The 26,009-nt window shown below is 66.9% G+C and carries 17 protein-coding genes; 7 read left to right on the top strand and 10 right to left on the bottom strand.

The features are described from left to right. Window positions 1-101: 101 nt before the first annotated feature. Together galA and ACTHQV_RS05555 are read right to left on the bottom strand one after the other, a co-directional pair. Entirely contained in the window at window positions 102-2,999 is a 2,898-nt protein-coding gene (gene galA / locus ACTHQV_RS05560) for a beta-galactosidase GalA (RefSeq protein WP_440488891.1), read from the bottom strand. 24 nt (window positions 3,000-3,023) lie between these two features. Then, window positions 3,024-3,767 carry a copper homeostasis protein CutC gene (locus ACTHQV_RS05555; protein WP_440488817.1) on the bottom strand — a complete coding sequence of 248 codons (744 nt, stop codon included), beginning with the start codon at window positions 3,765-3,767 and terminating at the stop codon, window positions 3,024-3,026. Between the two features lie 380 nt (window positions 3,768-4,147). On the opposite strand from ACTHQV_RS05555, the gene rplJ reads away from it, so the two are divergent. The 3 genes from rplJ (at window position 4,148) to ACTHQV_RS05540 (ending at window position 6,389) form a co-directional block, all read left to right on the top strand. After that, window positions 4,148-4,663: a 50S ribosomal protein L10 gene (rplJ, locus tag ACTHQV_RS05550; protein WP_055761025.1), complete on the top strand. Its 516-nt coding sequence runs from the start codon at window positions 4,148-4,150 to the stop codon at window positions 4,661-4,663. Window positions 4,664-4,711: 48 nt separating this feature from the next. Beyond that, the gene (rplL, locus tag ACTHQV_RS05545; protein ID WP_440488815.1) at window positions 4,712-5,089 is read left to right on the top strand and encodes a 50S ribosomal protein L7/L12; all 378 of its coding nucleotides are present in this window, start codon (window positions 4,712-4,714) and stop codon (window positions 5,087-5,089) included. A 217-nt stretch (window positions 5,090-5,306) separates the two neighbouring features. Further along, on the top strand, window positions 5,307-6,389 hold the full coding sequence (locus tag ACTHQV_RS05540) for an energy transducer TonB family protein (protein WP_440488814.1): 1,083 nt from the start codon (window positions 5,307-5,309) through the stop codon (window positions 6,387-6,389). A gap of 44 nt (window positions 6,390-6,433) precedes the next feature. Here ACTHQV_RS05540 and ACTHQV_RS05535 read toward each other — a convergent pair whose 3' ends face one another. The 5 genes from ACTHQV_RS05535 to ACTHQV_RS05515 form a co-directional block, all read right to left on the bottom strand. Then, a complete protein-coding gene (locus ACTHQV_RS05535) occupies window positions 6,434-7,846 on the bottom strand; it encodes a M16 family metallopeptidase (protein WP_440488812.1) in 1,413 nt (470 codons plus the stop codon). A gap of 1 nt (window position 7,847) precedes the next feature. Continuing rightward, window positions 7,848-9,257 carry a M16 family metallopeptidase gene (locus ACTHQV_RS05530; protein ID WP_440488811.1) on the bottom strand — a complete coding sequence of 470 codons (1,410 nt, stop codon included), beginning with the start codon at window positions 9,255-9,257 and terminating at the stop codon, window positions 7,848-7,850. Window positions 9,258-9,275: 18 nt separating this feature from the next. Next, the gene (locus ACTHQV_RS05525; protein ID WP_440488809.1) at window positions 9,276-9,500 is read right to left on the bottom strand and encodes a helix-turn-helix domain-containing protein; all 225 of its coding nucleotides are present in this window, start codon (window positions 9,498-9,500) and stop codon (window positions 9,276-9,278) included. Further along, window positions 9,500-10,021 carry a DUF2975 domain-containing protein gene (locus ACTHQV_RS05520; protein WP_440488807.1) on the bottom strand — a complete coding sequence of 174 codons (522 nt, stop codon included), beginning with the start codon at window positions 10,019-10,021 and terminating at the stop codon, window positions 9,500-9,502. Before ACTHQV_RS05520 ends, ACTHQV_RS05525 begins: the two co-directional genes overlap by 1 nt. 72 nt (window positions 10,022-10,093) lie before the next feature. Then, the gene (locus ACTHQV_RS05515) at window positions 10,094-11,173 is read right to left on the bottom strand and encodes a hypothetical protein (protein WP_440488806.1); all 1,080 of its coding nucleotides are present in this window, start codon (window positions 11,171-11,173) and stop codon (window positions 10,094-10,096) included. Between the two features lie 370 nt (window positions 11,174-11,543). On the opposite strand from ACTHQV_RS05515, the gene rpoB reads away from it, so the two are divergent. From rpoB to ACTHQV_RS05495, 4 genes are all read left to right on the top strand, one after another. Continuing rightward, a complete protein-coding gene (gene rpoB, locus ACTHQV_RS05510; protein ID WP_440488804.1) occupies window positions 11,544-15,689 on the top strand; it encodes a DNA-directed RNA polymerase subunit beta in 4,146 nt (1,381 codons plus the stop codon). Between the two features lie 167 nt (window positions 15,690-15,856). After that, window positions 15,857-20,137: a DNA-directed RNA polymerase subunit beta' gene (rpoC, locus tag ACTHQV_RS05505; protein ID WP_440488803.1), complete on the top strand. Its 4,281-nt coding sequence runs from the start codon at window positions 15,857-15,859 to the stop codon at window positions 20,135-20,137. 334 nt (window positions 20,138-20,471) lie between these two features. Beyond that, window positions 20,472-21,551 carry a DUF5694 domain-containing protein gene (locus ACTHQV_RS05500; RefSeq protein WP_440488801.1) on the top strand — a complete coding sequence of 360 codons (1,080 nt, stop codon included), beginning with the start codon at window positions 20,472-20,474 and terminating at the stop codon, window positions 21,549-21,551. 56 nt (window positions 21,552-21,607) lie between these two features. Continuing rightward, window positions 21,608-22,387 (top strand): formate/nitrite transporter family protein, encoded by a 780-nt coding sequence (locus ACTHQV_RS05495; RefSeq protein ID WP_440488800.1) that lies wholly within the window; start codon window positions 21,608-21,610, stop codon window positions 22,385-22,387. A 348-nt stretch (window positions 22,388-22,735) separates the two neighbouring features. On the opposite strand, the gene ACTHQV_RS05490 is transcribed toward ACTHQV_RS05495, so the two are convergent. Genes ACTHQV_RS05490 through uvrB form a run of 3 tightly spaced genes read right to left on the bottom strand, consistent with a single transcriptional unit; the run spans window position 22,736 to window position 25,974 of the window. Further along, entirely contained in the window at window positions 22,736-23,206 is a 471-nt protein-coding gene (locus ACTHQV_RS05490; RefSeq protein ID WP_440488798.1) for a hypothetical protein, read from the bottom strand. Next, window positions 23,203-23,718, bottom strand: coding sequence for a hypothetical protein (locus ACTHQV_RS05485; protein ID WP_440488796.1), 516 nt, complete (start codon window positions 23,716-23,718; stop codon window positions 23,203-23,205). The genes ACTHQV_RS05490 and ACTHQV_RS05485 overlap by 4 nt, the downstream gene beginning before the upstream one ends. A gap of 54 nt (window positions 23,719-23,772) precedes the next feature. Beyond that, window positions 23,773-25,974, bottom strand: a complete 2,202-nt coding sequence (gene uvrB / locus ACTHQV_RS05480; RefSeq protein ID WP_440488795.1) for an excinuclease ABC subunit UvrB — start codon at window positions 25,972-25,974, stop codon at window positions 23,773-23,775. Window positions 25,975-26,009 lie beyond the last annotated feature (35 nt).

The following is a 26,009-nucleotide window of genomic DNA, read 5'->3' as shown; positions in this document are numbered from 1 at the left end:
TCGAGAACACCCCGTTTGGGGCACCCCCTTCTCGACTTCGGTTCTCGGCAGGCTCGAACCTTCGCTCGAAGCGAACGGAGGAGGGGCAAGGGCGGCCGCCGCTACCCCTTCGGCGCGACCCGCACGGTGCCGTTCAACCCCGACCGCGTATTGGGCTGTGCCTCGACGATCACCGCGATGGCCTTCGCCCCCGGCGGGATCGGTGCAACCAGCGGCGCGGCGGCGAAGTCGGTCTTGGTCGCGACCTCCCGCCCATCGACAAAGACGCGCGCCCGCCCGTCGATCCGGGCGAAGGTCACGTCGCCGCCCTCCGCCATCACCCGCCGCCGCACCGGCAGCGCGGCGCGATACAGGCGGAACGACGCGCCTGCCTCCGGTCCCGTGGTGTTGCCGCTGCGGGTAAAGTCCCAGCTGTTATTGTCGTTGGTCGGCGGCATCAGCGCCGGATCGGGCGCGGTCGCGAACGATGGCGACCGCCGCCAGTTCAGGATGAACGCGCCCGGCGGCGTCACCGCCACCTGCGCGCGCGGGGTCGCCGCGACCCGGTCGATCACCAGCTGCGCCGGCCGCAGCCCTTCGGCACTGGCGGCGATCGCCACCTTGCCCCGCCCTTCGCCTGCCTGGACCAGCATCTGCGCCAGACCGTTGAACAGCGACCGCTGCGGCGCCTTCTCGCTCTCATGGCTGTTGGGATCGCCATTGCCGACGCCGATCAGCGTTGCGCCATCGACGGTGAAGCGCGTCATCCGGTTCTCGGTGGGCACATGCCGGCCTTTGGCATCGACCGCATCGATCGTGACCGGCACGACGTCCTCGCCATCGCCCAGCATCTGCCGCCGCGCCGGGGTCAGCCGCAGCGCGACCGCGGGTCCCGCGGTCTCGTGCACGGCGCGTGCGACCTCGCGTCCGTCACGCAGCGCGATCGCCTCCAGCTTGCCCGGAGCATAGGGCACGGTGAAGCTGTTGCCCATGATCCGGTCGACCGCCTGTTCGCCGATCATCCGCCCGTTCAGCACGACGCGCACCCGGTCGGCATTGCTGGTGACCAGCAGCGCGATCGGCTGGCCTTCCTTGCCCGGCCATGTCCAGTGCGGCGCGACGCCGACCACCGCCCGATCGTCGATCCAGTGCGCGCGGTGGATGTCGTAGGCGGTCTTGGGGAACCCGCACAGGTCGAGAATGCCGAAGAAGCTGGCGATGGTCGGCCAGGTGAACGGCGTCGGCTCGCCATGATAATCGAACCCGGTCCATACGAACCCGCCGGCGATGAAGCGGCGTTTGGCGATCTCCGCCCATGCCTTGCGATGCGTCGCCCCCCATGGCGCCGCTTCGTCGTCCATCGACGACATGACGTGCGCGGCCTTGTCGGTGGTATAGGCACCGCGCGTCATGAACGCGCTGGTATCTTCCGACGATGTGCTGGGCTTGGCCGGGTTCAGCGCATGGAACTTGTCGTAATCGCCCTGATAGTAATTGAACCCCATCACATCGACGACGCTCGACACGTTCTTGGGGTCGTAGAACGATCCGTTCATCGCCGCGGTCACCGGACGGCTGTCGTCCAGCGCGTGGACATGGGCGGCCATCCGCCGCACCATTTCGACGCCCGCTTCGGTGCCCTGCATCGGTTCTTCGTTGAAAACCGACCACAGGATGATGCTGGGATGGTTGCGATGCGCCCGCACAAGCCATTCCAGCTGCGCCATATTCTCCGGTGCGGGGTTAAAGATGCGATTTTCGTCCATCAGGACAAATCCCATCCGGTCACACAACTGATAGAATTCGGGTGCCTGCGCATTGTGCGAACAGCGGATGGCGTTGACGCCGGTGTCCTTCATCCGCTGCAATCGCCATTCTAGCAGCGCATCGGGCACCGCCACGCCGACCCCGGCATGGTCCTGATGCAGGCACACGCCCTTCAGCTTCACCGCCTGGTCGTTCAAGAAAAATCCCTGCTCGGCATCGAAGCGAATCGTGCGGAAGCCGATCGGGATGCGGCGTTCGTCACCGCCCCCCGGCGCATCGGTGGTGACGCGCACGGTGTAGAGCGTCGGCGTCTCAATCGACCAGCGCTGCGGGTTTTCGACCGGCAGCGACAACGCAACCACCGCCTCGCCCAGCGACTGCACCTGCGCCTGTCCGCGCGCGCTGGCCACGACCTTGCCCGAAGGGTCGAGCAGGTCGACCAGCACGTTCGCCGCAGCAACCTCGCGCGCAATGCTTTCGAGCGTGACGGTGACGGGCACGCTCCAGCGGCCGTCGGCGACAACGCGCGGATCGCAATGCACACCATAGGTGGCGATCGATACCGGCGACCGCTTCGACAGCCAGACATGGCGGTAGATGCCGGCGCCCTCATACCACCAGCCCTCCATGGCATTGGCGTCGACCCGGATTGCGATCACGTTCAGTTCGTCGCCGAAGCGCGCGAACGGCGTCAGGTCGATATCGATCGCGTTATAGCCCGAGAAGTTGCGCGCAACGATGCTGCCGTTGATCCAGATCGTTGCCGCGGTCGCGATCGCGCCGAAATGCAGTTCCAGTCGCTTGCCGCGGTCGGCTGGGTCGAGCCGCAGCGTCCGACGATACCAGCCGATCCCGCGCGGACGATAGCCCTGCGCGACGTTCGCCGTCTCGACAAACCCCTGCGCCGAGGCCCAGTCGTGCGGCAGCGTCACCTGCGTCCAGTCGCTGTCGTCATAGTCCATCGCCGCCGCGCCGCGCGCATTGCCGGCCTTGGCATTGCTATACGTATCGTCATGGGTGACCGGTACCGGCGGCGTGATGTCGCCTTCATGAAACAGCCAGCCGCGCGCCAGCAGCGTACGCGACGGATCCTCGGCGGGTAGACGCTCGAACAGGCCGTCGCGCGGGGCAAGACCGTGGAGCAACCCGCTCGGCGCGTCCGCACGCGGCGCCGCCAGCGCCCGAGCAGGTAGGGTCGCGGCGGCCAGCGACCCGGCGGTTCCGGTCAGCAAGGCGCGACGGCCCAACGGCATGAAGTTCATCCGATTTCTCCCCCCTTATGCGTCGATCGCGGCGCGCAGCGCGCGCACGACCATCGTATCCGTCCGCGCCAGTCCCGGCCCGGCAAAGCCAAGCGCCTGCACCAGCGCATCGTCCTGCGGCACGGCGACCCCTGCCGATGCATGGACCTCCGCCGCACCGGTCGTCGCCAGCAGGGCCGCGACATTGTCCGGCCGCACGCCCGATCCGGGCATCACCACGATCCGCCCCGCCGCCGCGCGCGTCATCGCCGCGATCACGCCGCCTCCATCGACCGCACGCACGGCACCACCCGAGGTCAGGATGCGGGCAAAGCCGTGCTCGACCGCCGGTTCGATCGCTGCGACCGGATCAGGCAGCAGGTCGACGGCACGGTGCAGCGTCAGGTCGATGTCGCCGCGCACCGCACGCACCGCCGCGACCCATTCCCGGGTGACCGCTTCGTCGATCGCACCGCCGCGCACCGCACCGAACACCAACCCGTCGACACCGGCGGCGACCAGCGCCAGCGCATCGGCGACAGCCGTCACGACCTCGCCGGGCGAATAGCTGAAGTCGCCCGCACGCGGCCGGACCATCGCATGAACCCGGACGCCGGCCGCCCGTGCCCGCGCGACGACGAGCGCGGTCAAGCCCGGCGACGGCGTCAGCCCGCCCACCGACAGCGCGCCGCACAGTTCGATCCGGTCCGCCCCCCCGGCAACGGCGGCATCGAACCCCGCCACATTGTCGATACAGATTTCCAGCGTCGTACGCGCCATGCGACCCCCGTCGGTTTGTAAGACCAATGAACCGTCGCCGGCGAAGGTCAAGCGGCTTCCCATGCTTGACTCGCGCGTGCGTCCGTCATAAGCGCGCCGCCAAGCGTCGTGGCCGGATTCGTCCTGTCCGACGTCCGTCCGAGACAGCAGGTGCGGGTTCCCCGCTTAATGTCCTGCCGAGGCGGGGAATGTGTTCTATCGCCAGGCGCAGCTTTCGCGACGCCGGGCCAGCCATGGGAATTCCGCGCGTCTGCCCGGTCCCTTCGCATGGCGACCATGCCCCTTCACGGACTGTCGCCCCGTTCGTCGCAACCGCGGCGGGCGGATTGTACGCGGGCGTTTTCCGGCATCGGAAACTCGCCCCAGTTAAGGAGAACGGCATGGATCGCACTCAGAAGAGTGAAGCCGTCGCCGAGCTGAACCGCACCTTCAACGAGGTCGGCGTGGTGGTCGTCACCCGCAACCTCGGCATGACCGTCGCGCAATCGACGGGCCTGCGCAACAAGATGCGTGACGCCGGCGCGAGCTACAAGGTCTCGAAGAACCGTCTTGCCCGGATCGCAGCCGAAGGCACACCGTATGCGGTGATCGCCGACCTGCTGACCGGCCCGACGGCGCTGGCGACGTCGACCGATCCCGTTGCCGCGGCACGGGTCATCAACGACTTCGCCAAGACGAACGACAAGATCGAGATCGTCGGTGGCGCGATGGGCGGTCAGCTCCTCGATGCGGAAGGTATCAAGGCGCTCGCCTCGCTGCCGTCGCTCGACGAACTGCGCGCCAAGATCGTCGGCCTCATCGTTGCTCCGGCAACGAAGCTGGCGACCATCACCCAGGCTCCCGCGGCACAGATCGCCCGGGTCCTGTCGGCATATGCGGAGAAGGACGCGGCCTGATCGGCGGCTTCCGAACACTATACCCCTATCTGATTTACGGAGAATATCATGGCTGACCTGAACGCGCTCGTCGACCAGCTGAGCGAACTGACCGTCCTCGAAGCGGCTGAACTGTCGAAGCTGCTCGAAGAGAAGTGGGGCGTTTCGGCCGCTGCTGCCGTTGCTGCCGCTCCGGCCGCTGGCGGTGGCGCCGCTGCCCCGGCTGCTGAAGAGCAGACCGAATTCGACGTCATCCTGACCGGCGACGGCGGCAAGAAGATCAACGTCATCAAGGAAGTCCGCGCCATCACCGGTCTCGGCCTGACCGAAGCCAAGGCGCTGGTCGAAGGCGCTCCGAAGGCCGTCAAGGAAGGCGTGTCGAAGGACGACGCCGCCAAGATCAAGGCGCAGCTCGAAGGCGCCGGCGCAACCGTCGAAGTCAAGTAAGCCGCAGGCGGGGATCGACAGGCTGCGCCTGTCGCCCTCCGCCAAGGCCGGCCGGCGGGCCGAACGGTCCGACCGACGGGATGGAATTCACTTCCATCCCGGCTTGCACGGTAAGAGAAAGGGGCGGCCCCGAACGGGGACCGCCCCTTTTTCACATCACCAAACCCAATCGCGACCGTGACTTGCGCGCGTCATGAAACCGCGACACCATCGCCGCATGACCGCGCTCGCCCTGCTGCTCGCCACCGTCGCCACCCCGCTCGCGCCGGTCGTCCCCAACCCACAGCAGCAACAACAGCTGCTGCGGTGGCAGGTAGCGAGCGTGCGATGCGGCGACCGCGCCGTCACGCCCATCGCCGCCCCGCGTCCGCTGTCGGGCCTCGCCTGGGGCACGATCGATCCGACGCCGGTCACTTTCCGCTTCCGCATCGACGCCACCGGCCGCGCGCTGTCGATCGCCCAGGCGCCGACCCGCTACGTCCCGGCTGGCGACGACCTCGCCCCCGCGCTCGCTGCCGCCCGCTTCGCGCCGGGCGAGGCGCTCGGCGACTGCACCATCGCCTTCCGTGCCGAGGCGGTAGCGTTCGCCGAGGCCGATCCGGTCGAGCTGATGGCCTATACGCTCGACCCGATCAGCGGCCGCCTGCCGCGCCCCGGCTGGGACCGGATCATGCCGGCGGGCAGCAACTGCCTGCGCCCGCCCTATCCCAAGCCGCTGCTGCGCGCCTATCCCGATTTTGACAGGATCGCCGGCGTGCCGGGGGAGCGTAGCTGGTCCATGACCGGCTATGATGTGAACGCGAAGGGCCGGCCGGTGGGCGTCCGGACGGTGGCCGGCACCGGCAATGCGCCGCTCGACGCCGCCGCTCGCAAGGCGATTGCCGCCTCGCGCTTCACCGCCGGCGCGCGGACCGGCTGCCTGATGCCCGAATCGCGCGCCGCCGCCCCGCTTGCCGCACCGGTCGCGCCTGAGGAAGCGAGCTTCGGTGCCAAGCCCAATTGTCCGGCCGCGCCATGGGTCCAGCCGCCCAGCCTGACCTACCCCCGCCCGTGGAACCGCCGCTCGATCGAGGGGTGGGCGATCGTCACCTACGACGTCGCGCCATGGGGCGATGTCGGCAATGTCCGCGTCCTCGCCAGCGAACCCGCCGTCGCCTTCGGCGAACAGGCGATGCAGGTCGTCCGCTCCGCCCGGCGTGGTCCCTCGCCGACCGGGGCGAGCGGCTGCATCGACCGGGTGGTGTTCAAGATCCGCCCGGACGACGCCCCGCCCGAAGCCGAGCCGACGGCGCTCGACTGAACCATGGCCGGCCGGCCCCGTACCGGGCCGGCCGGACCGGAGGGTCAGGGCACCGTCACCGTCTGCACTGGCACACCCTTCAGCTCGGGCAGCGCTTCGAGTTGCGGCTTCACCTTCGCCAGATCGCCGACCACGACCAGCGTGAACTTGTCAAGCGGCAGGCTGTCCTTGATCGTGCTGCTGAACTGCGCGTCGCTGACCGCCATGGTCGCCGGTACATAGCGGTCGAGCCAGTCGACCGGCAGGCCGAGCGCGTCGCGCGTCGCCAGCTGCCCGATCAGCGAAGCGCTGTCCGAGCTGCGCAGCACGAACAGCCCGGCATTGTAGCTGCGCATGCCCGCCGCCTCGTCGGCCGCCGGCGGGGTCGATTGCAGCGTGCGGATTTCGTGGAACACTTCCTTCAGCGACGCGCCGGTCACCGCGGTGGTCACGTCTGCGTCGAACGTCCAGGCGGCGATCCCGGGACGCTGGTCGATGCCGGAGCCCGGCGAATATGTATAGCCCTTGTCCTCGCGGATGTTGCGGGTGATCCGCGACGAGAAACTGCCGCCGAGCAGCGCGTTGGCGACGCGCATCGGGATGTCGCCGTCACTGCCGGCCAGCGGTGCGGGCCAGGCGAGGCGGATCGTCGATTGCGGCGCACCCGGCCGATCGACCAGCAGCACCCGCGGCCCCGGCGCGGCGGTCGGCACCAGCGACAGGCGCGGTGGCCCCTTCTGCCAGTCGCCGAACGCCTGCTCGACCGCGGCCTTGACCGCCGCCGGATCGAACCGGCCCGCGACGTACAGCCGCGCACGCTGCGCCCCGAAATTGCCGGCGTAGAAGCGCTTCACCTGATCGAGGGTATAGCCGTCGAGCTGCGCCGGGCGAGGCACCGTCCGGCCATAGGGATGATCGCCATAGGTGGCGCGGGCCAGCGCATAGTCGGCAAGCGTGCCCGGCTGCGCCAGCGCCTGCGCCAGCGACCGCGCGCTGTTGGCCTTCACCCGCGCGAACTCGCTTGCCGGGAAGGTCGGCCGGCGCGCGACGTCGCCGACCAGCGCGACCGCCTGCGGTGCGAATTCGCTCAGACCGCTCATGTTGATCGACGTGCCGGTATAGCTGGTGCGGACCGACAGGTTGCCGCCCATGGCTGCCGCGGCGGTGGCGAGTGCAGTCGAATCACGAGCCCCCGCCCCTTCCTTCAGCATGTCGCCGGTCAGGTCGGACAGCCACGTATCGCGCCCCTCATCCAGATTGCCGGCATAGACACGCAGCATGATCGTGACCTTGGGCGCATTGCCATAGGGGATCAGCGTCACGCCCATGCCGTTGGGCAAGGTATAGGTTTCCGACGCGGGCACGGTGAACGGCTTGGGCGCGCCGATCTCGGGCGCGGGCAGGGCCGGCGGCTGGGTCTGGGCGGCAAGCGGCGCGGCGATCAGCGCGAGGCCGGCGAGCAGGATCGAACGGCGCATCTCACTTGGCTCCCTGGGCTGCGGCAGTGCCGGGCACGATGGTATAGATCGAGCGGTTGGTCGGGCGGAGATATTCCTGCGCGGTCTTCTGGATCAGCGCGGGCGTCACCTTGGCGAAACCGGCCTCGATCCGGTTCACCGCCTGCGGATCATTGTCGAACAGCGCATAGACGGCGAGCAGGTCGATGAGCCCGATCCGCATCCCGCCATCGACCGACGAATACAGGTCGGAGCGCAGCTTCGTCCGCGCCCGGTCGAGCTCGGCCACGGTCACCGGCGTCGTACGGAGCTGTTCGACGACCCCGTCGACCGCCTGCCGGATCTGCGCGTCGGTGAATTTGGGGTCGTGGGTGAAGTTGAACGCCCACAGCATCGGGCCGTTGTAATTGTACATGTTGCCGAGATAGGCGTTAATCCCGCCCGACAGGTCGCCGGTAATGCCGGTTTCCGCCTCCAGCTTGCGCGACAGGCGGCTGTCGTCGCCCTGCACCAGCATCTGGTCGATCAGCCCCATCGCATACCATTCGGGCGTGCCCCGGGGCGGCATGTGATAGCCGGCCGCCCAGCCGGGCTTGGGGGCCAGCGCATCGACGCGGCTGCGCGTCTTTTCCGCCGTCTGGCGCGGTTCGGCTAGATCGGGCAGCACGACCGGCGGCCCCTTTTGCAGCGGGCCGAAATATTTGCGGACCATCGCCTCGGCCCCGGCATAGTCGATGTCGCCTGCGACCACGAGCACCGCGTTGTTCGGTCGGTAGAATTCCGACTGGAACTGCGTCGCATCGGCGACGGTCGCCGCCTCGATCTCCTTCAGGTCGCCGTAGAAATTGTGGCTGTTATACCAGTTGGTATTGGCCAGCATCGGCAGGTCGATCCACGGCCAGGTGCCATAGGGCTGGTTGAGGACGTTGACCTTCACCTCGTTGCCGACGACGCCCTGCTGGTTCTTGAGCACCGTGTCGTTGATGACCGGGCGCGCCATTCGATCGGCCTCCAGCCACAGGATGCGCTCCAGCGCGTTCGACGGCACGATCTCGAAATAATTGGTGAAATCGAACCGGGTGGACCCGTTCAGCACGCCGCCGGCGTTGCTGATCGTGTTGATGAATACGCCCTTGGCTGCGTTCTGCGATCCCTGGAACATCAGATGTTCGAACAGATGGGCGAAGCCAGTGCGCTCCCGCGGTTCGACCCGGAAACCGATGCCGTAATAGACGCCGACGGTGACGGTCGGGGCCAGCGTATCGCGCGACAGTACGACCTTCAGCCCGTTGGGCAGCGTGAAATAACGCATGTCGATGGCGAGCTTCGCCGGTGCGGCGGCCGGGCGCGGTTGCGCCGCCACATTGGTCGCCATCGCCGGCAGCACGGCCAGTGCCGCCCCCAGCAACAGCCGTTTCATGATAGGCATCATCGGTCCCCCCTTTGCTAATCAGTCGTCGGTTTCCCCTGCCGTATCGGCATGGACCAGAATGTCGCCGGGCTGGCATTCGAGCACGCGGCAGATCGCATCGAGCGTGGTGAAACGGATCGCCCGCGCCTTGCCCGTCTTCAGGATGGACAGGTTGGCGAGGGTGATGTCGACCGCCTGCGCGAGTTCGGTCAGCGTCATCCGCCGCGCGAGCAACACTTCGTCGAGGCGGACCAGCACCGCCATCAGACCGTCCCCTCCAGATCCTCACGCAACGCAGCGCCCTCGGCGAACACCCGCGCCAGCACGAACGCGACCAGCACCGACAGCCATCCGCCGATCGAAAAGGACGAACCGTCCAGCCCGACACCGGTGCCGGCGAAGCGCGGCAGGATCAGGAACAGCGGAATGTCGAGCAGCTGGATGGCGAGCAGCGCCCAGCCGATCGCCCGCACCCGCCGCGCATTGGGCGACGCGAAGGTCTCCCCCGCCAGCACGGTGCGGATGATCGCGGTCAGGCGCGAGAAAATCACGTGCGCCGGCACCGACGCCGCGACACCCAGCAGCAGCAGCGCGCGGACGCCGCCTATCATGCGTTCGACGTCGATCCCCGGATATTTGGACGCGATGCGCGCGGCGAGCATGTCGTGCAGCGGCAGGCTGGCGAGCGCCGCCAGCAGGAAGGCGACCGCAAACAGGATGTTGAGCGCGAGCAGCAGCCGCAGCACGCCAAGCGTCAATCGCAATATCCGGTCCCGCCGCCCCATGCCGCCCCCATTCGATCCGGTGCGGACGCTAATGACTATATCGATTATCGCCAAGTGGAATGGCGCGGCGCGTTACGTTCGTTGCACCTCGCCATAGAGCCGGACTTCCAGTCGGTCGGTCATGCGGTCGCCGCGATCGGTGAAGATCGGGGCGAGCTTGCCCTGCGGCGCGGTCGGGCCGACCATGAAGGCGGCGGTGGTGCGCGACTCCCGGCCGTCCTCCCAGCGATAGCGCGCGTCGATCGCGATCATCGGCACGAAGAACGGGCGATCGCGGGCGGTGACGATCTTCACCGCGACGCGCGGCAGGGTCATCGTCGCCTCGAGATGCCGGCGCTCGCCCGCCCCCAGCGCGAACGGGTCGAGCCCGCGCTTGGCATCGTTGGCGAAGAAGGTCGCCAGCGCCTCGTCCTGTTCGGCATGGGCGGTCAGCAGCATCGTCGCGATGCGGACCTCGGCGACCGGCATCGCCGCGGGATTGCCGACGGTCAGGTCGAAATCGAGCAGGACGCGGTCGCCCTCCGTGCCGACGCGCAGCGGGGCGAGCTGGAATTCGAGGAACGGGCCGGGGGTCGGTGCGACCGGAGCGGGCGGCGGGGTGACGGGGCGCGGCGGCGGCGGGGTGACCGGTTCGGGGGGCAGGACCGGGACCGGGGCGACCGGGGCGATATCCTCGACCACCCCGGCCTGTCCGCGGCGGAGGCGGGTGAAGAGCAGCGCGACACCGGTGGCGACGACGATCCCGCCGAGGAACCAGAGCCACCATGGCAGCGCGTCGCCGGTCTGGGCCGGGGCGGCTTCTGGGGTCGGTGCGGGCGCGACGGCGGGTTCGGAGGTCGCGGTCGGTTCGGGGGTCGGCAGGACCTGCGGGCCGACATAGGTCGCCGCAGGAGCCGGGGCCGAAGCCGGAGTCGGGCGGACGACGGGCGCGGGCGAAGGCGTGGAAGTTGGCGAAGGTGTCACGCGCGGACGTGGTGCGGGCGGGGTCGGGGTGGCCGTGGGGCGTGGCGCCGGCGTGGCGCGCGGGGTTGGCGTCGGTGTGGGCGTTGCGGTCGGCGTCGAAGTTGGCGTCGGGGTCGGCGCGACCTGCGGCGTGATGTCGTAGATCGGGATCGATCCGCCGGGATTGGCCTGCTGCGCGGCGACGGGCATGGCGAGACTCGCGACGACGGCCGCGCACGAAAGCTGGAACTGCATGCCCGCCCTCAACCGGGCTTTGCCCGCACCTGTCAGCCCGCCGAACCCGCCATTGCGACGAAGCGAGTTGGTTCCACGCCCAGTCGAAACAATCTTTGGCCCGCGTTGACACACTCCGCCACCGCTTCTATATGGCTGGCTTGCTTCAGGACCGGGAAAGAATGCGTCGTCGCGCAACGCATTGCATGTATAGGCCTGTCGCCATTCCAGGACGCTCGATCAGCTGCGGCCCATATTGGGTGACGCGGCTTTCGTCGTCCCGATCGCACGCCAGCCCGGTGGCAACCGGGCACGAGATTTGACTGCAAGCGAGGCCCACGACCCCATGGCGACCAAGGCAACCGCAACCGGCACGCACAAGCGCCGCATCCGCAAGGTGTTCGGCGACATCCACGAAGTGGTGCAGATGCCGAACCTGATCGAGGTCCAGCGCGAGAGCTATGAACAGTTCCTGCGCAGCGACCCGTCGATCGGCTATGTCTCCGGCCTCGAAAAGACGCTGCGTTCGGTATTCCCGATCCGCGACTTCGCCGGCACCGCCGAGCTCGACTTCGTCACCTACGAACTGGAAGACCCCAAGTTCGACGTGGAAGAATGCCGTCAGCGCGGCATCACCTATGCGGCGCCGATGCGCGTCACCCTGCGCCTGATCGTGTTCGAGGTCGACGCCGATACCGAGGCCCGCTCGGTCCTCGATATCAAGGAGCAGGACGTGTACATGGGCGACATGCCGCTCATGACCGAGAATGGCACCTTCTTCATCAACGGCACCGAGCGCGTGATCGTGTCGCAGATGCACCGGTCGCCGGGCGTGCTGTTCGACCATGACCGTGGCAAGACCCATGCCAGCGGCAAGTATCTCTTCGCCGCCCGCGTCATCCCGTATCGCGGGTCGTGGCTCGATTTCGAATTCGACGCCAAGGACATCGTCAACGTCCGCATCGACCGCAAGCGCAAGCTGCCCGTCACGTCGCTGCTCTATGCGCTGGGCATGACCGGCGAGGACATCCTCAACCACTTCTACAACCGCGTGACCTTCGTCCGTGGCGAAGGCGGCTGGCGCATTCCCTATGCGCCGGAAAACTGGCGCGGCCAGAAGCCGTCGTTCGACATCGTCGATGCGAACACCGGCGAAGTCGTGTTCCCGGCCGGCACCAAGATTTCCCCGCGCCTCGCCAACAAGGCGGGCAAGGACGGCCTGACCGACCTGCTGATCCCTACGGAAGAAATCTTCGGCCGCTACAGCGCCTATGACCTGATCAACGAGACGACCGGCCAGATCTATATCGAAGCCGGCGACGAGGTCTCGCCCGAGAATCTCGAACTGCTCGACCAGGCAGGGATCGAGCGGATCGAACTGCTCGACATCGATCACGTGTCGACCGGTCCGTGGATCCGCAACACGCTGAACGTCGACAAGGCCGAGGAGCGCGAACAGGCGCTGTCGGACATCTATCGCGTGATGCGCCCCGGCGAACCGCCGACGCTGGAAACCGCCGAGGCGCTGTTCGCCGGGCTGTTCTTCGATCCCGAGCGCTACGACCTGTCGGCCGTCGGCCGCGTGAAGCTCAACATGCGTCTCGACCTCGACACGCCGGACACGGTGACCACGCTGCGCAGCGAGGACATTCTGGCGGTCGTCAAGACGCTGGTCGATCTGAAGGACGGCAAGGGCGAAGTCGACGATATCGACAATCTCGGCAACCGTCGTGTCCGTTCGGTCGGTGAGCTGCTGGAGAACCAGTATCGCGTCGGGCTGCTGCGCATGGAGCGTGCGGTCAAGGAGCGCATGTCGTCGGTCGACGTATCGACGGTCATGCCGAACGACCTGATCAACGCGAAGCCGGCGGTTGCCGCGGTGCGCGAGTTCTTCGGTTCGTCGCAGCTGTCGCAGTTCATGGACCAGACCAACCCGCTGTCGGAAGTGACGCACAAGCGTCGCGTCTCGGCGCTTGGGCCGGGCGGTCTGACGCGTGAGCGCGCCGGCTTCGAAGTCCGCGACGTCCACCCGACGCATTATGGCCGTATCTGCCCGATCGAAACGCCGGAAGGCCCGAACATCGGTCTGATCAACTCGCTGGCCACCTTCAGCCGCGTCAACAAGTACGGCTTCATCGAGACCCCGTACCGTCGCATCATCGACGGCAAGGTGTCGGACGAGGTCGTGTACCTGTCGGCGATGGAAGAGCAGAAGCACACCGTCGCGCAGGCGTCGGCCGCGCTGAACGAGGACGGCAGCTTCGCCGAGGAACTGGTGTCGGCGCGTCAGGCCGGCGAATTCCTGATGGCGCTGCCCGAAAACGTCACGCTGATGGACGTTTCCCCGAAGCAGCTGGTGTCGGTCGCCGCGTCGCTCATTCCGTTCCTGGAAAACGACGACGCCAACCGCGCGCTGATGGGTTCGAACATGCAGCGCCAGGCGGTGCCGCTGGTGAAGGCGGAAGCGCCGTTCGTCGGCACCGGCATGGAAGAGACCGTGGCGCGCGATTCGGGCGCGGCGATCTCGGCCAAGCGCGCCGGCGTGGTCGATCAGGTCGACGCGGCGCGTATCGTGATCCGCGCGACCGGCGAGGTCGATGCGACCGAGAGCGGCGTCGACATCTACACGCTGATGAAGTTCCAGCGCTCGAACCAGTCGACCTGCATCAACCAGCGTCCGCTGGTGAAGGTGGGTGACGTGGTGAAGGCCGGCGAGGTCATCGCCGATGGCCCGTCGACCGAGTTCGGCGAGTTGGCGCTGGGCCGCAACGCGCTGGTCGCGTTCATGCCGTGGAATGGCTACAACTATGAGGACTCGATCCTCATCAGCGAGCGGATCGTGAAGGACGACGTGTTCACGTCGATCCATATCGACGAGTTCGAGGTGATGGCCCGCGACACCAAGCTCGGGCCGGAAGACATCACCCGCGACATTCCGAACGTGGGTGAAGAGGCGCTGCGCAACCTCGACGAGGCGGGCATCGTCTATATCGGTGCCGAGGTCGAACCGGGCGACATCCTCGCCGGCAAGATCACGCCCAAGGGCGAATCGCCGATGACGCCGGAGGAAAAGCTCCTGCGCGCGATCTTCGGTGAAAAGGCCAGCGACGTGCGCGACACCTCGCTCCGCCTGCCGCCGGGCGTGTCGGGTACGGTCGTCGACGTCCGCGTCTTCAACCGCCACGGCATCGACAAGGACGAGCGCGCGATGGCGATCGAGCGCGAGGAGATCGAGCGCCTGAAGAAGGACTCGGACGACGAGCGCGGCATCCTCAACCGTGCGACCTGGTCGCGCCTGCGCGAAATGCTCGAAGGGCAGACCGCGACGGCCGCGCCCAAGGGCGTGAAGAAGGGCGTGGTCATCGACCGCGACCTGCTCGACAGCGTGGAAAAGCATGAGTGGTGGCGCTTCGCCGTCGCCGACGACACGGCGCAGTCGAACCTCGAAGCGATCAAGGCGCAGTATGACGAGGCGGTGAAGCGTATCACCGACAAGTTCCACGACCGCCGCGAGAAGCTGGAGCGTGGCGACGAGCTGCCGCCGGGCGTGCTCAAGATGGTCAAGGTCTTCGTCGCGGTGAAGCGCAAGCTGCAGCCGGGCGACAAGATGGCCGGCCGTCACGGCAACAAGGGCGTCATCTCGCGCATCCTGCCGCAGGAAGACATGCCGTTCCTCGAAGACGGGACGCCGGTCGACCTGGTGCTCAACCCGCTGGGCGTGCCGTCGCGCATGAACGTCGGGCAGATCTTCGAAACGCACCTTGGCTGGGCGGCGCGCAACCTGGGCATGCAGGTCGCACGGTCGCTGCGCGATTGGCGCGAGGCGAACCCGGATGCGGTCGGCGGCGAGATGCCGGCGGCGGTCAAGGATCGGCTGAAGGAGATCTACGGCGATCACTATGCCGAGGATATCGACAGCCGTTCGAACGAGCAGCTGGCCGAACTGGTCCAGAACATCAGCACGGGCGTGCCGATGGGCACCCCGGTGTTCGACGGTGCGCGTGAAAGCGACGTGTCGGACATGCTGCAACTGGCCGGGCTGCACAGCTCGGGTCAGTCGGTGCTGTTCGACGGGCGGACCGGCGATCAGTTCGACCGGATGGTCACCGTCGGCATCATCTACATGCTGAAGCTGCACCACCTGGTCGACGACAAGATCCACGCGCGTTCGATCGGACCGTACTCGCTCGTCACCCAGCAGCCGCTGGGCGGCAAAGCGCAGTTCGGTGGCCAGCGCTTCGGGGAAATGGAAGTGTGGGCGCTCCAGGCCTATGGCGCCGCCTATACGCTCCAGGAAATGCTGACGGTGAAGTCCGACGACGTGGTCGGCCGCACCAAGGTCTATGAAGCGATCGTCAAGGGCGACGACACCTTCGAGGCCGGCATCCCCGAAAGCTTCAACGTGCTGGTCAAGGAAATGCGCTCGCTGGGCCTCAACATCGAGTTGAGCAGCCTGGAGGAGAATGACGGACTGGCCGAGGCGGCGGAGTAAGCGAACTTCTCCCTCTCCCCACATGGGGTTCCCATCAAAGTAGTACTTTGATGGGGTCCCTAGTGGGGAGAGGGTCGGGGAGAGGGGCAGTCCAGCCCACTACCCTCTCCGCACTTCCCCTCTCCCAACCCTCTCCCCTGAAGGGGCGAGGGCTATGAGGTAAGATCATGAACGAACTGACCAATTTCGCGAACCCGGTGGCCAAGCCGGAGACTTTCGACCAGATCCAGATCGGCATCGCCTCGCCGGAGCGCATCCGCTCATGGTCGTTTGGCGAGATCAAGAAGCCCGAGACGATCAACTATCGCACGTTCAAGCCGGAACGTGACGGCCTGTTCTGCGCGCGCATCTTCGGTCCGATCAAGGATTACGAATGCCTGTGCGGCAAGTACAAGCGCATGAAGTACAAGGGCATCGTCTGCGAAAAATGCGGTGTCGAAGTCACGGTGTCGAAGGTCCGCCGTGAGCGGATGGGCCATATCGAACTGGCCGCCCCGGTCGCGCACATCTGGTTCCTGAAGTCGCTGCCGTCGCGCATCGGCCTGCTGCTCGACATGCAGCTCAAGCAGCTCGAGCGCGTGCTGTACTTCGAGAGCTACATCGTCATCGAGCCGGGCCTGACCGCGCTCGAAAAATATCAGCTCCTCACCGAGGACGAACTGCTCGACGCGCAGGACCAGTATGGCGAGGACGCGTTCTCGGCCGGGATCGGCGCCGAAGCGGTCAAGCAGATGCTGATCGACCTCGACCTCGAGGGCGAGAAGCGCGACCTCTTGGAAGAGCTGGCGGTCACCAAGTCGGAACTGAAGCCCAAGAAGATCATCAAGCGGCTGAAGGTCGTCGAGAGCTTTCTCGAATCGGGCAATCGTCCCGAATGGATGATCCTCGACGTCGTGCCGGTCATTCCGCCCGAACTGCGTCCGCTTGTTCCCCTGGACGGCGGTCGTTTCGCGACGTCGGATCTGAACGACCTGTACCGCCGCGTCATCAACCGCAACAACCGCCTGAAGCGGCTGATGGAACTGCGCGCGCCGGACATCATCGTCCGCAACGAAAAGCGCATGTTGCAGGAAGCGGTCGACGCGCTGTTCGATAACGGCCGTCGCGGCCGTACGATCACCGGTGCCAACAAGCGTCCGCTCAAGTCGCTGTCCGACATGCTCAAGGGCAAGCAGGGCCGCTTCCGCCAGAACCTGCTCGGCAAGCGCGTCGACTATTCGGGTCGTTCGGTCATCGTGACCGGGCCGGAGCTGAAGCTGCACCAGTGCGGCCTGCCGAAGAAGATGGCGCTCGAGCTGTTCAAGCCGTTCATCTATGCACGCCTCGACGCCAAGGGTCTGAGCATGACGCTCAAGCAGGCGAAGAAGTGGGTCGAGAAGGAACGCAAGGAAGTCTGGGACATCCTCGACGAAGTCATTCGCGAGCACCCGGTCATGCTGAACCGCGCGCCGACGCTCCACCGTCTGGGCATCCAGGCGTTCGAGCCGGTGCTGATCGAGGGCAAGGCGATCCAGCTGCACCCGCTGGTCTGCTCCGCGTTCAACGCCGACTTCGACGGCGACCAGATGGCCGTGCACGTTCCGCTGTCGCTCGAAGCGCAGCTGGAAGCGCGCGTGCTGATGATGTCGACCAACAACATCCTGTCGCCCGCCAACGGCAAGCCGATCATCGTGCCGTCGCAGGACATGGTGCTGGGTCTCTATTATCTGTCGATGGAAAAGACCGGCGAGCCGGGCGAAGGCATGCTGCTGGGCGACATGGCGGAGGTGCATCAGGCACTGCACGCCGGGGCCGTTACGCTGCACACCAAGATCGTCAGCCGCGTTCCGCAGACCGACGAGGACGGCAAGCAGTATCTCAAGCGCTATGAGACCACCCCGGGTCGCATGCTGCTGGGCGAGACGCTGCCCAAGAGCCACAAGGTGCCGTTCGAAACGGTCAACCGCCTGCTGACCAAGAAGGACGTCGGCGACGTCATCGACGAGGTGTATCGCCACACCGGTCAGAAGGAGACGGTGCTGTTCGCCGACGCGATCATGGCGCTGGGCTTCCGCCACGCGTTCCGTGCCGGTATCTCGTTCGGCAAGGACGACATGCTGATCGCGCCGGACAAGGACAAGCTGGTCGACGAGACCCGCGATCAGGTGAAGGACTTCGAGCAGCAATATCAGGACGGCCTGATCACGCAGCAGGAGAAGTACAACAAGGTGATCGACGCCTGGAGCCGTTGCGGCGACCAGGTCGCGACCAGCATGATGGACGAGATCAAGGCGGTCCGCCGCTACGAGGAAGGTCCGATGCAGGGCCGCGAGAAGCCGATCAACTCGATCTACATGATGGCTCATTCGGGTGCCCGCGGTTCGCAGGCGCAGATCAAGCAGCTGGCCGGCATGCGCGGGCTGATGGCCAAGCCGTCGGGCGAGATCATCGAAACGCCGATCATCTCGAACTTCAAGGAAGGTCTGACCGTCCTTGAGTACTTCAACTCTACCCACGGCGCCCGCAAGGGTCTGGCCGACACCGCGCTCAAGACGGCGAACTCGGGTTACCTGACCCGCCGTCTGGTCGACGTCAGCCAAGACTGCGTCATCATCGAAGACGATTGCGGCACCCAGCGCGCGCTGGAAATGCGGTCGATCATCGAAGGTGGTGCGACGATCGCGTCGCTCGGCGAGCGCATCCTCGGCCGCACCACGGCGGAGGACGTGACCGATCCGAAGACCGGCGAAGTCGTGTTCCCGGTCGGCACGCTGCTCGACGAAGCCATGGTCGCGCGGATCGAGAAGCTGGGCCTGCAGGCGATGAAGATCCGCAGCCCGCTGGTCTGCGAAGCCAAGATCGGCGTCTGCGGCAAATGCTATGGCCGTGACCTCGCCCGCGGCACGCCGGTGAATATCGGCGAAGCGGTCGGCGTCATCGCGGCACAGTCGATCGGGGAGCCGGGTACGCAGCTGACCATGCGTACCTTCCACATCGGCGGCGCGGCGCAGCTGAACGAACAGTCGAACCTCGAAGCGCCGGTCGACGGCACGGTCGAATTCCGCGACCTGCGCCTGATCGAGGATCAGCGTGGCCGGCGCGTGGTGCTCAGCCGTTCGGGCGAGATCGCGATCGTCGACATGGACGGCCGCGACCTGTCGGTGCATCGCATCCCGTACGGTGCGTATGTCCTGTTCGACGATGGCCACATCGTTTCGCAGGGCGACCGCATGGCGGAGTGGGACCCGTTCACCGCGCCGGTCATCACCGAAACCGCCGGTACCGTGAAGTTCATCGACCTGATCGAGAACAAGACGGTCACCGAGCGCGTCGACGAAGCGACCGGCATCGCGCAGCGCGAGATCATCGAATATCGCGCGACGTCGAAGTCGAAGGAGGATCTGCGTCCGCGCATGACCCTGCTCGACGCGAATTCGGGCGAGGCCGCACGCTACATGCTGGCACCGGGCGCGGTGCTGTCGGTCGAGGATGGTGCACAGGTACAGGCGGGTGACGTGCTCGCCCGTGTCGCCCGTGAATCGGCCAAGACCCGCGACATCACCGGCGGTCTGCCGCGCGTCGCCGAGCTGTTCGAGGCGCGCATCCCGAAGGAGGCGGCGATCATCGCCAAGGTCTCGGGCCGCGTCGTGTTCGGCAAGGATTACAAGGCGAAGCGCAAGATCGGCATCCAGCCCGAGGATGGCGGCGAGGTCGTCGAGTATCTGATCCCGAAGTCGAAGGTGATCGACGTTCAGGAAGGCGACTATGTCAAGCGCGGCGACAACCTGATCGGTGGTTCGCCTAACCCGCACGACATTCTGGAAACGCTCGGCATCGAGCCGCTGGCCGAATATCTGGTCAGCGAAATCCAGGGCGTCTATCGACTGCAGGGCGTTAAGATCAACGACAAGCACATCGAGACGATCGTTCGTCAGATGCTGCAAAAGGTCGAGATCACCGACGGTGGCGACACCACCCTGCTGGCCGGCGAACAGCTCGACCGTGACGAGATGGACGAAGCCAATGCGAAGCTCGCGCCGGGTCTGGCCCCGGCACAGGGCAAGCCGGTGCTGCTCGGCATCACCAAGGCGTCGCTGCAGACGCGGTCGTTCATCTCGGCCGCATCGTTCCAGGAAACGACCCGCGTCCTCACCGAAGCATCGGTGCAGGGCAAGATCGACAGCCTGAACGGTCTGAAGGAAAACGTCATCGTCGGCCGCCTGATCCCGGCGGGCACCGGGGCAGGCATGAACCGCCTGCGCGTGGCGGCATCGTCGCGCGATGCGGCGCTGCGGGCTCAGCAAAAGGCGCTGGCCGGCTTCGTCGCGCCGAACTCGGCCGAGGAAGAACATGCCGCCGAACTGGCCCGCAGCCCGCGGGACGGCCAGGGCGTCAGCGATCCGCTGGCCGATGTCGTGCCCTCGGGCACCGGCACCGACGCCGATGCGGGCGAGTATCTGAACGACTGATCATTCGGGTCTTCGTGAGAGCAACGAGCCGCCGTCCAGGCAACCGGGCGGCGGTTTCGTTTTGGGGGCACTCCTGCCCTCTCCCCGGACCGGGGAGAAGGATAGCGGAGCTTGCCAGCCTGCTGGCTAGCGCAGCTTGGGAGAGGGGCGAAGCGAGCCACCGGCTCGCGCGCGCTCCGCGCGCTCCCCTCTCCCAGCTTCGACTAGGCCTTTGCTTGCGCAAAGACCAAGTCTGCGCATCCCTCTCCCCTAGCGGGGCGAGGGAAGGCGGCCACATCAAGCTACTTCCCTTCTTCGCCTGCCGCCCTAGGTTGCCGCGCAAAGGGGGAAGTTCATGAAACATATTCTGTCGTCCTTGCTGCTGCTCGCGGCACCGGCCACCGCGCAAAACTACCAGCCGGACTTCGATCCGGCCGCGCACAAGGGTCCGCGCTCCGGGCCTATCAACGAGGTCGCGGTGCTGGGGTCGGCGCATTTGTCGCAACTGCCCGACCGGTTCCGGCCCGAAGCGCTGGCGCCGCTGCTCGACCGGCTGGCGGCGTGGAAGCCGCAGGCGATCGCGATCGAGGCGCTGTCGGGCGCGCAATGCGACCAGATGCGCCGCTATCCCTATCGCTATGCCGATACCGTGCCCGATTATTGCTGGGATCCGGCACCCGCCAAGGCCGCGACCGGACTCGACGTGCCGGCCGCCACCGCCGCCTATGAAGCGATGCTGCTGGCGATGCCCGCCAAGCCGACCGCGGCCCAAAGGCGCAAGCTGGCCGCGCTGTTCCTTGCCGGGGGCGAGCAGGCATCGGCACTGGTCCAGTGGCTGCGGCTGCCGGCGGCCGAGCGCAAGGCCGGCGACGGGCTGGACGACACGCTGGCCGCGCGGCTGACCAAACTGGAGACGCGGCGCGACGAAAGCCTGATGATCGCGGCACGCCTTGCCGCCCGATTGGGCCTGCAGCGCGTCTATGCGATGGACGATCACACCGCCGACCGATCGGTGCCGAAAGCCGACGAGGCCGCCTATGGCAAGACGATGCAGGCGGTCTGGGACAGTCCGGCGATGAAGCGGCGCATGGCGGCGATCGATGCGTCGCAGGTCGATCTGGCGACCGGCGCGGGCGTGCTGACAATGTACCGCGGCTATAACGCACCCAGTCAGGGGAAGGTCGTGTTCGATACCGACTTCGGCGCGGCGCTCGAAGAGCCGTCGCCGCAGCGGTTCGGGCGGCAATATGTCGCCTATTGGGAGGTACGCAACCTGCGCATGGCGGCGAACATCCGCGACATGCTGGCCGAGGCGCCGGGGCCGGGCATGCGCGCGCTGGTCGTGGTCGGCGCGTCGCACAAGCCGTATCTGGAGGCGTATCTGAACCAGATGCACGACGTCCGCATCGTCGACATCCGCCCGATGCTGCGCTGACGGAGCCGCGCGCGGTTCCGGTCGTTTCGTTCCTGCACCATCCGGAAGGGAACGCCATGGCCAAGGACGACGCGACCGCCGACACTCTGGCCGACAACGTCGACGACGCGATGCTGGCCAAGACGCGCCCGCCGATCGGCGCGATGGTCCTGCTCGGCATCGCCGCGGGCGCGCAGATCGGCTTCGGCGCGATCGGCTATCTGGTGGCGCAGGCCGGCGCGGAACCGGGGGGCGCGACGCAGCTGATGTCGGGCCTCGCCTTCTCGGTCGGGCTGATGCTGGTGATGGTGACCGGCACGCAATTGTTCACCGGCAACACGATGCTGGTCCTGCCCGCCGCGCAGGACCGGTTGCGCGTGGGCGAGACGCTGCGCGACTGGAGCGTGGTGTGGGCCGCGAACCTGATCGGCAGCGTCGCCATCGCCGCGCTGTTCGTCGCATCGGGCGCGACGGGGGCGATCGACGGTGCGGTCGGGCAGGCGGCGCTCAAGACCGCCGACAGCAAGCTCGCCAAGGACTGGGTCGAGCTGCTCGCCTCGGGCGTGCTCGCCAACATGCTGGTCTGTCTGGCGGTATGGATGGCGACGGGCGCGCAGTCGGTGGCGGGCAAGATCGTCGGCGTCATCGGGCCGGTGACGCTGTTCGTCGCGGCGGGGTTCGAACATTCGGTCGCGAACATGACGCTGCTGCCGATCGCATGGGGGATCGATCCGGCGGCGGTACCGATCAGCGCGCTGCTCGGCAATCTGCTGCTAGCGACGGCGGGCAATATCGTCGGCGGGTCGCTGGTGGCGATCGTGTTGGCCGCCGGGCATCGCACGTTGAAAAGCGGATAGCGCGGATATGAAAGAGGCCGCCGGGGTCTCTCGACGCCCGGCGACCTCAAGCATGGTCAGCGGCCGGAAGCTCCAGCCCGGGAGACCATGCGAGCCGCATGAAGGATGCCACGGCGTTGACTGGGGGAGGATACCCCCCGCACGCGGCGCCCCGGATTAGCGGCGCGTCTCCCGAACGAACTGAACCGACCCCATTGCTGAACCATGAGACATCGGATCACCTCCTTTCGCTAGTTAAAGCCGTTACGCACCGATTGATACGCATCCCGAATCTGGGGCATCGTGCGACCGCGTACAAGACTTGTATTGCACAATGTTTCCGCCATACTTCGCAGCCCTCGCCCCGAGTCAGCGAAGGCCCGGCCGGCATCCCCGCACCACCGTTCCGATCGCCTTGTCACCGGGCAGCCGCGCGACCGCGCCGTCGTCGATGGCGAGGCCGATCGTGTCGGCACGGGCCAGCGCGTCGAGGAAGGTCTGGCCGGTCGTGACCGCCGCTTCGGCCGCGCCGTCGACGGTCTGCGTCGGGAAGGTCGCGGCGGCGTCGGCGACATAGAGGCGGATGCTGCGCCCCCGCCCCGGATGGGCGAAGACGATGCGCCGGGCCTGCGGATCGCAGCGGATGGTGAAGACCCCCGCGCCGTTCGCTTCGTAGCGCGCGGCGCTGCCGCTTGCCGATGCTTGGTAGCGCCAGCTGCCGGCGAGCGGCGTCGCGCCGTCGAGTTCGGGAGTCGGCAGTTCGCCGGGCTTGAGCGCGGGCGGCGGTTCGCTCGAACAGGCGGCGAGCGCCAACGCCGCGAACGCCGCCGCCCGCCTCACGCGCGGCAATCCTCGGTCACGCGCAGGATTTCGGCCCAGCTCGGTAGGACCAGCCGGCCGACCGCGGCACCTTCCACGACGAAGCGGCCGCGGCTGAACCCGATCGCGTCGAGCAGCTTGTCGCTGGCGGGCAGCGACGCGCCGACCCCGCCGGCCATCGGTTGGACGGTCAGGCTGCGCTGGGTGCTGGTGGTGCGGATCGTCACCGTGCCGGCGGCGGGGCGCACCGTGGCGAAGACCATCGTCACCTGGCGGGCCGCGCGGTTGCAGGTAAGTGTCGCGACGGGTGCTGCCCCGCGCACGCCATAGCTCGCCGCCGATCCGGTGCCGAGACCGCGATATTGCCAGTCGCCGGGGCTGCGCGGCAGATCACGCCAGTCGCCGACCGGCGTCGGGGGGGCGACCGGCGCAGGTCGGGGCGTCGGCGTCGGCACGCTCTGGGGTGCGGGCGGCGCGCCGGGCGGCACGCACCCGGCGAGCAGCAGAGCGGGGGCTAGGAACTTGATACGCATCGCCACCTTATGGGCGATGCGGCCGGCAGCCTCAACCGGGGATGGACAGCGCCGCTACCGCCGCCGTCCCCCGCCCCCGGCCATGCGCATCGCCTTCTGCTTGCCATAGCGGGTCTTGCGCGTGCCGGGCTTGCCTTCGTTCGATCGGCCCATGATCGGCGCCTTGTGCTCGCTCGCGGGCAGGCCGAGTTCCTCGTTCTCGAGGCTGCGGATCTCGTCGCGCAACCGGCCGGCGGTCTCGAATTCGAGGTTCGCCGCCGCCTCGCGCATCTGCTTTTCGAGCGATTCGATGTACGACCGCAGATTATGGCCGACCATGTGCGGCCGGTCCTCGTCGATCTCCACCGTCACCTGATCGCGCGAGGCGACGTCGGCGATGATGTCGCCGATCTGGCGCTTGATCGTGGTCGGCGTGATGCCGTGTTCCTCGTTATACGCCCGCTGTTTTTCGCGGCGGCGGTCGGTTTCGGCGATGGCGCGCTCCATGCTGCCGGTGATGCGGTCGGCATAGAGGATCACCCGCCCCTCGACGTTGCGCGCGGCGCGGCCGATCGTCTGGATCAGCGAGGTTTCGGAGCGCAGGAACCCTTCCTTGTCGGCATCAAGGATCGCGACCAGCCCGCATTCGGGAATGTCCAGCCCCTCGCGCAGCAGGTTGATGCCGACCAGCACGTCGTAGACGCCCATGCGCAGGTCGCGGATCAGCTCGATACGCTCGAGCGTCTCGACGTCCGAGTGCATGTAGCGGACCTTCAGCCCCGCCTCGTGCATGAACTCGGTCAGATCCTCGGCCATGCGCTTGGTCAGGGTCGTGACGAGCGTGCGATAGCCGAGCTTGGCGGTCTCCTTCGCCTCATGGATCAGGTCGTCGACCTGTTCCTCGACGGGGCGGATGGTGATCGGCGGATCGATCAGCCCGGTCGGGCGGATGACCTGTTCGCTGAACACGCCGCCGGTTTGCTCCATCTCCCAATCACCCGGCGTCGCCGAGACGCAAACGGTCTGCGGACGCATGGCGTCCCATTCGTTGAAACGGAGCGGCCGGTTGTCGATCGCCGAGGGCAGGCGGAAGCCGTACTCGGCCAGCGTGATCTTGCGGCGATGGTCGCCGCGCGACATGCCGTTGATCTGGCCGATCGTCTGATGGCTTTCGTCGACGAACAGCAAAGCGTTTTCAGGCAGATATTCGAACAGCGTGGGCGGCGGTTCGCCGGGCAGGCGCCCGGTCAGGAAGCGGCTGTAATTCTCGATCCCCGCGCAGCTGCCGGTGGCGGCGATCATCTCGAGGTCAAAATTGGTGCGCTGTTCCAGCCGCTGCGCCTCCAGCAGCTTGCCCTCCATCACCAGTTCCTTCAGCCGCTCGGCCAGCTCATGCTTGATCGCCTCCGCCGCCTGTTTCAGCGTCGGGCCGGGCGTCACATAGTGCGAATTGGCATAGACGCGGATCGAGTTGAGATTGGCGATCTTCTTGCCGGTCAGCGGGTCGAATTCGGTGATCTCCTCGATATCGTCGCCGAAGAAGGTGATCCGCCACGCGCTGTCCTCATAGTGCGACGGAAAGAGTTCGAGGCTGTCGCCGCGCACGCGGAAATTGCCGCGCTGGAACGCCGCATCGTTGCGCTTGTATTGCAGCGCGACCAGCTTGCGCACGATCTCGCGTTGGTCGACGACGTCGCCCTTTTTCAGGTCGAAGATCATCGCCGAATAGGTTTCGACCGACCCGATACCATAAAGGCACGACACCGATGCGACGATGATGACGTCATCGCGCTCGAGCAGCGAACGGGTCGCCGAGTGCCGCATCCGGTCGATCGCCTCGTTGGTCGAGCTTTCCTTTTCGATATAGGTGTCCGAGCGGGGGACGTACGCTTCGGGCTGGTAATAGTCGTAATAGCTGACGAAATATTCGACGGCATTGTCGGGGAAGAACGACTTCATCTCGCCGTACAGCTGCGCCGCGAGGATCTTGTTGGGCGCGAGGATCAGCGCCGGGCGCTGCAATTCCTCGATGGTCTTCGCCATGGTGAAGGTCTTGCCGGAACCCGTGACGCCCAAAAGCACCTGATCCTTTTCGCCAGCCTTCGCCGCCGCGACCAGTTCGGCAATCGCGGTCGGCTGGTCGCCGGCGGGCTGGTAATCGGACTTGATGACGAAACGTTTGCCCGCATCCACCTTGTCCGGGCGGGCCGGGCGGTGGGGGATGAAGGTCTGTCCGGTTTCCGGCTCGGACAGGTCGGTGCGGATCATGATCGCCATGCGCCGGAATATGGGTTGCGTGGAACGGGACGGCA

The organism is Sphingomonas sp. SAFR-052, assembly GCF_051965015.1.
GTDB lineage: Bacteria > Pseudomonadota > Alphaproteobacteria > Sphingomonadales > Sphingomonadaceae > Sphingomonas.
The sequence above is the reverse complement of the archived record's forward strand: the minus strand, read 5'-3'. Positions and strand labels throughout refer to the sequence as shown.

Coding starts and splice junctions, on each gene's coding strand:
- ACTHQV_RS05500 (WP_440488801.1), top strand. CDS start 20,472: ATGAAACATATTCTGTCGTCCTTGCTGCTGCTCGCGGCACCGGCCACC.
- ACTHQV_RS05515 (WP_440488806.1), bottom strand. CDS start 11,173: ATGCCCGTCGCCGCGCAGCAGGCCAATCCCGGCGGATCGATCCCGATC.
- ACTHQV_RS05530 (WP_440488811.1), bottom strand. CDS start 9,257: ATGATGCCTATCATGAAACGGCTGTTGCTGGGGGCGGCACTGGCCGTG.
- ACTHQV_RS05495 (WP_440488800.1), top strand. CDS start 21,608: ATGGCCAAGGACGACGCGACCGCCGACACTCTGGCCGACAACGTCGAC.
- ACTHQV_RS05535 (WP_440488812.1), bottom strand. CDS start 7,846: ATGCGCCGTTCGATCCTGCTCGCCGGCCTCGCGCTGATCGCCGCGCCG.
- ACTHQV_RS05540 (WP_440488814.1), top strand. CDS start 5,307: ATGACCGCGCTCGCCCTGCTGCTCGCCACCGTCGCCACCCCGCTCGCG.
- galA (WP_440488891.1), bottom strand. CDS start 2,999: ATGCCGTTGGGCCGTCGCGCCTTGCTGACCGGAACCGCCGGGTCGCTG.
- ACTHQV_RS05525 (WP_440488809.1), bottom strand. CDS start 9,500: ATGGCGGTGCTGGTCCGCCTCGACGAAGTGTTGCTCGCGCGGCGGATG.
- ACTHQV_RS05485 (WP_440488796.1), bottom strand. CDS start 23,718: ATGCGTATCAAGTTCCTAGCCCCCGCTCTGCTGCTCGCCGGGTGCGTG.
- rpoC (WP_440488803.1), top strand. CDS start 15,857: ATGAACGAACTGACCAATTTCGCGAACCCGGTGGCCAAGCCGGAGACT.
- ACTHQV_RS05520 (WP_440488807.1), bottom strand. CDS start 10,021: ATGGGGCGGCGGGACCGGATATTGCGATTGACGCTTGGCGTGCTGCGG.
- ACTHQV_RS05555 (WP_440488817.1), bottom strand. CDS start 3,767: ATGGCGCGTACGACGCTGGAAATCTGTATCGACAATGTGGCGGGGTTC.
- rplJ (WP_055761025.1), top strand. CDS start 4,148: ATGGATCGCACTCAGAAGAGTGAAGCCGTCGCCGAGCTGAACCGCACC.
- rplL (WP_440488815.1), top strand. CDS start 4,712: ATGGCTGACCTGAACGCGCTCGTCGACCAGCTGAGCGAACTGACCGTC.
- rpoB (WP_440488804.1), top strand. CDS start 11,544: ATGGCGACCAAGGCAACCGCAACCGGCACGCACAAGCGCCGCATCCGC.
- uvrB (WP_440488795.1), bottom strand. CDS start 25,974: ATGGCGATCATGATCCGCACCGACCTGTCCGAGCCGGAAACCGGACAG.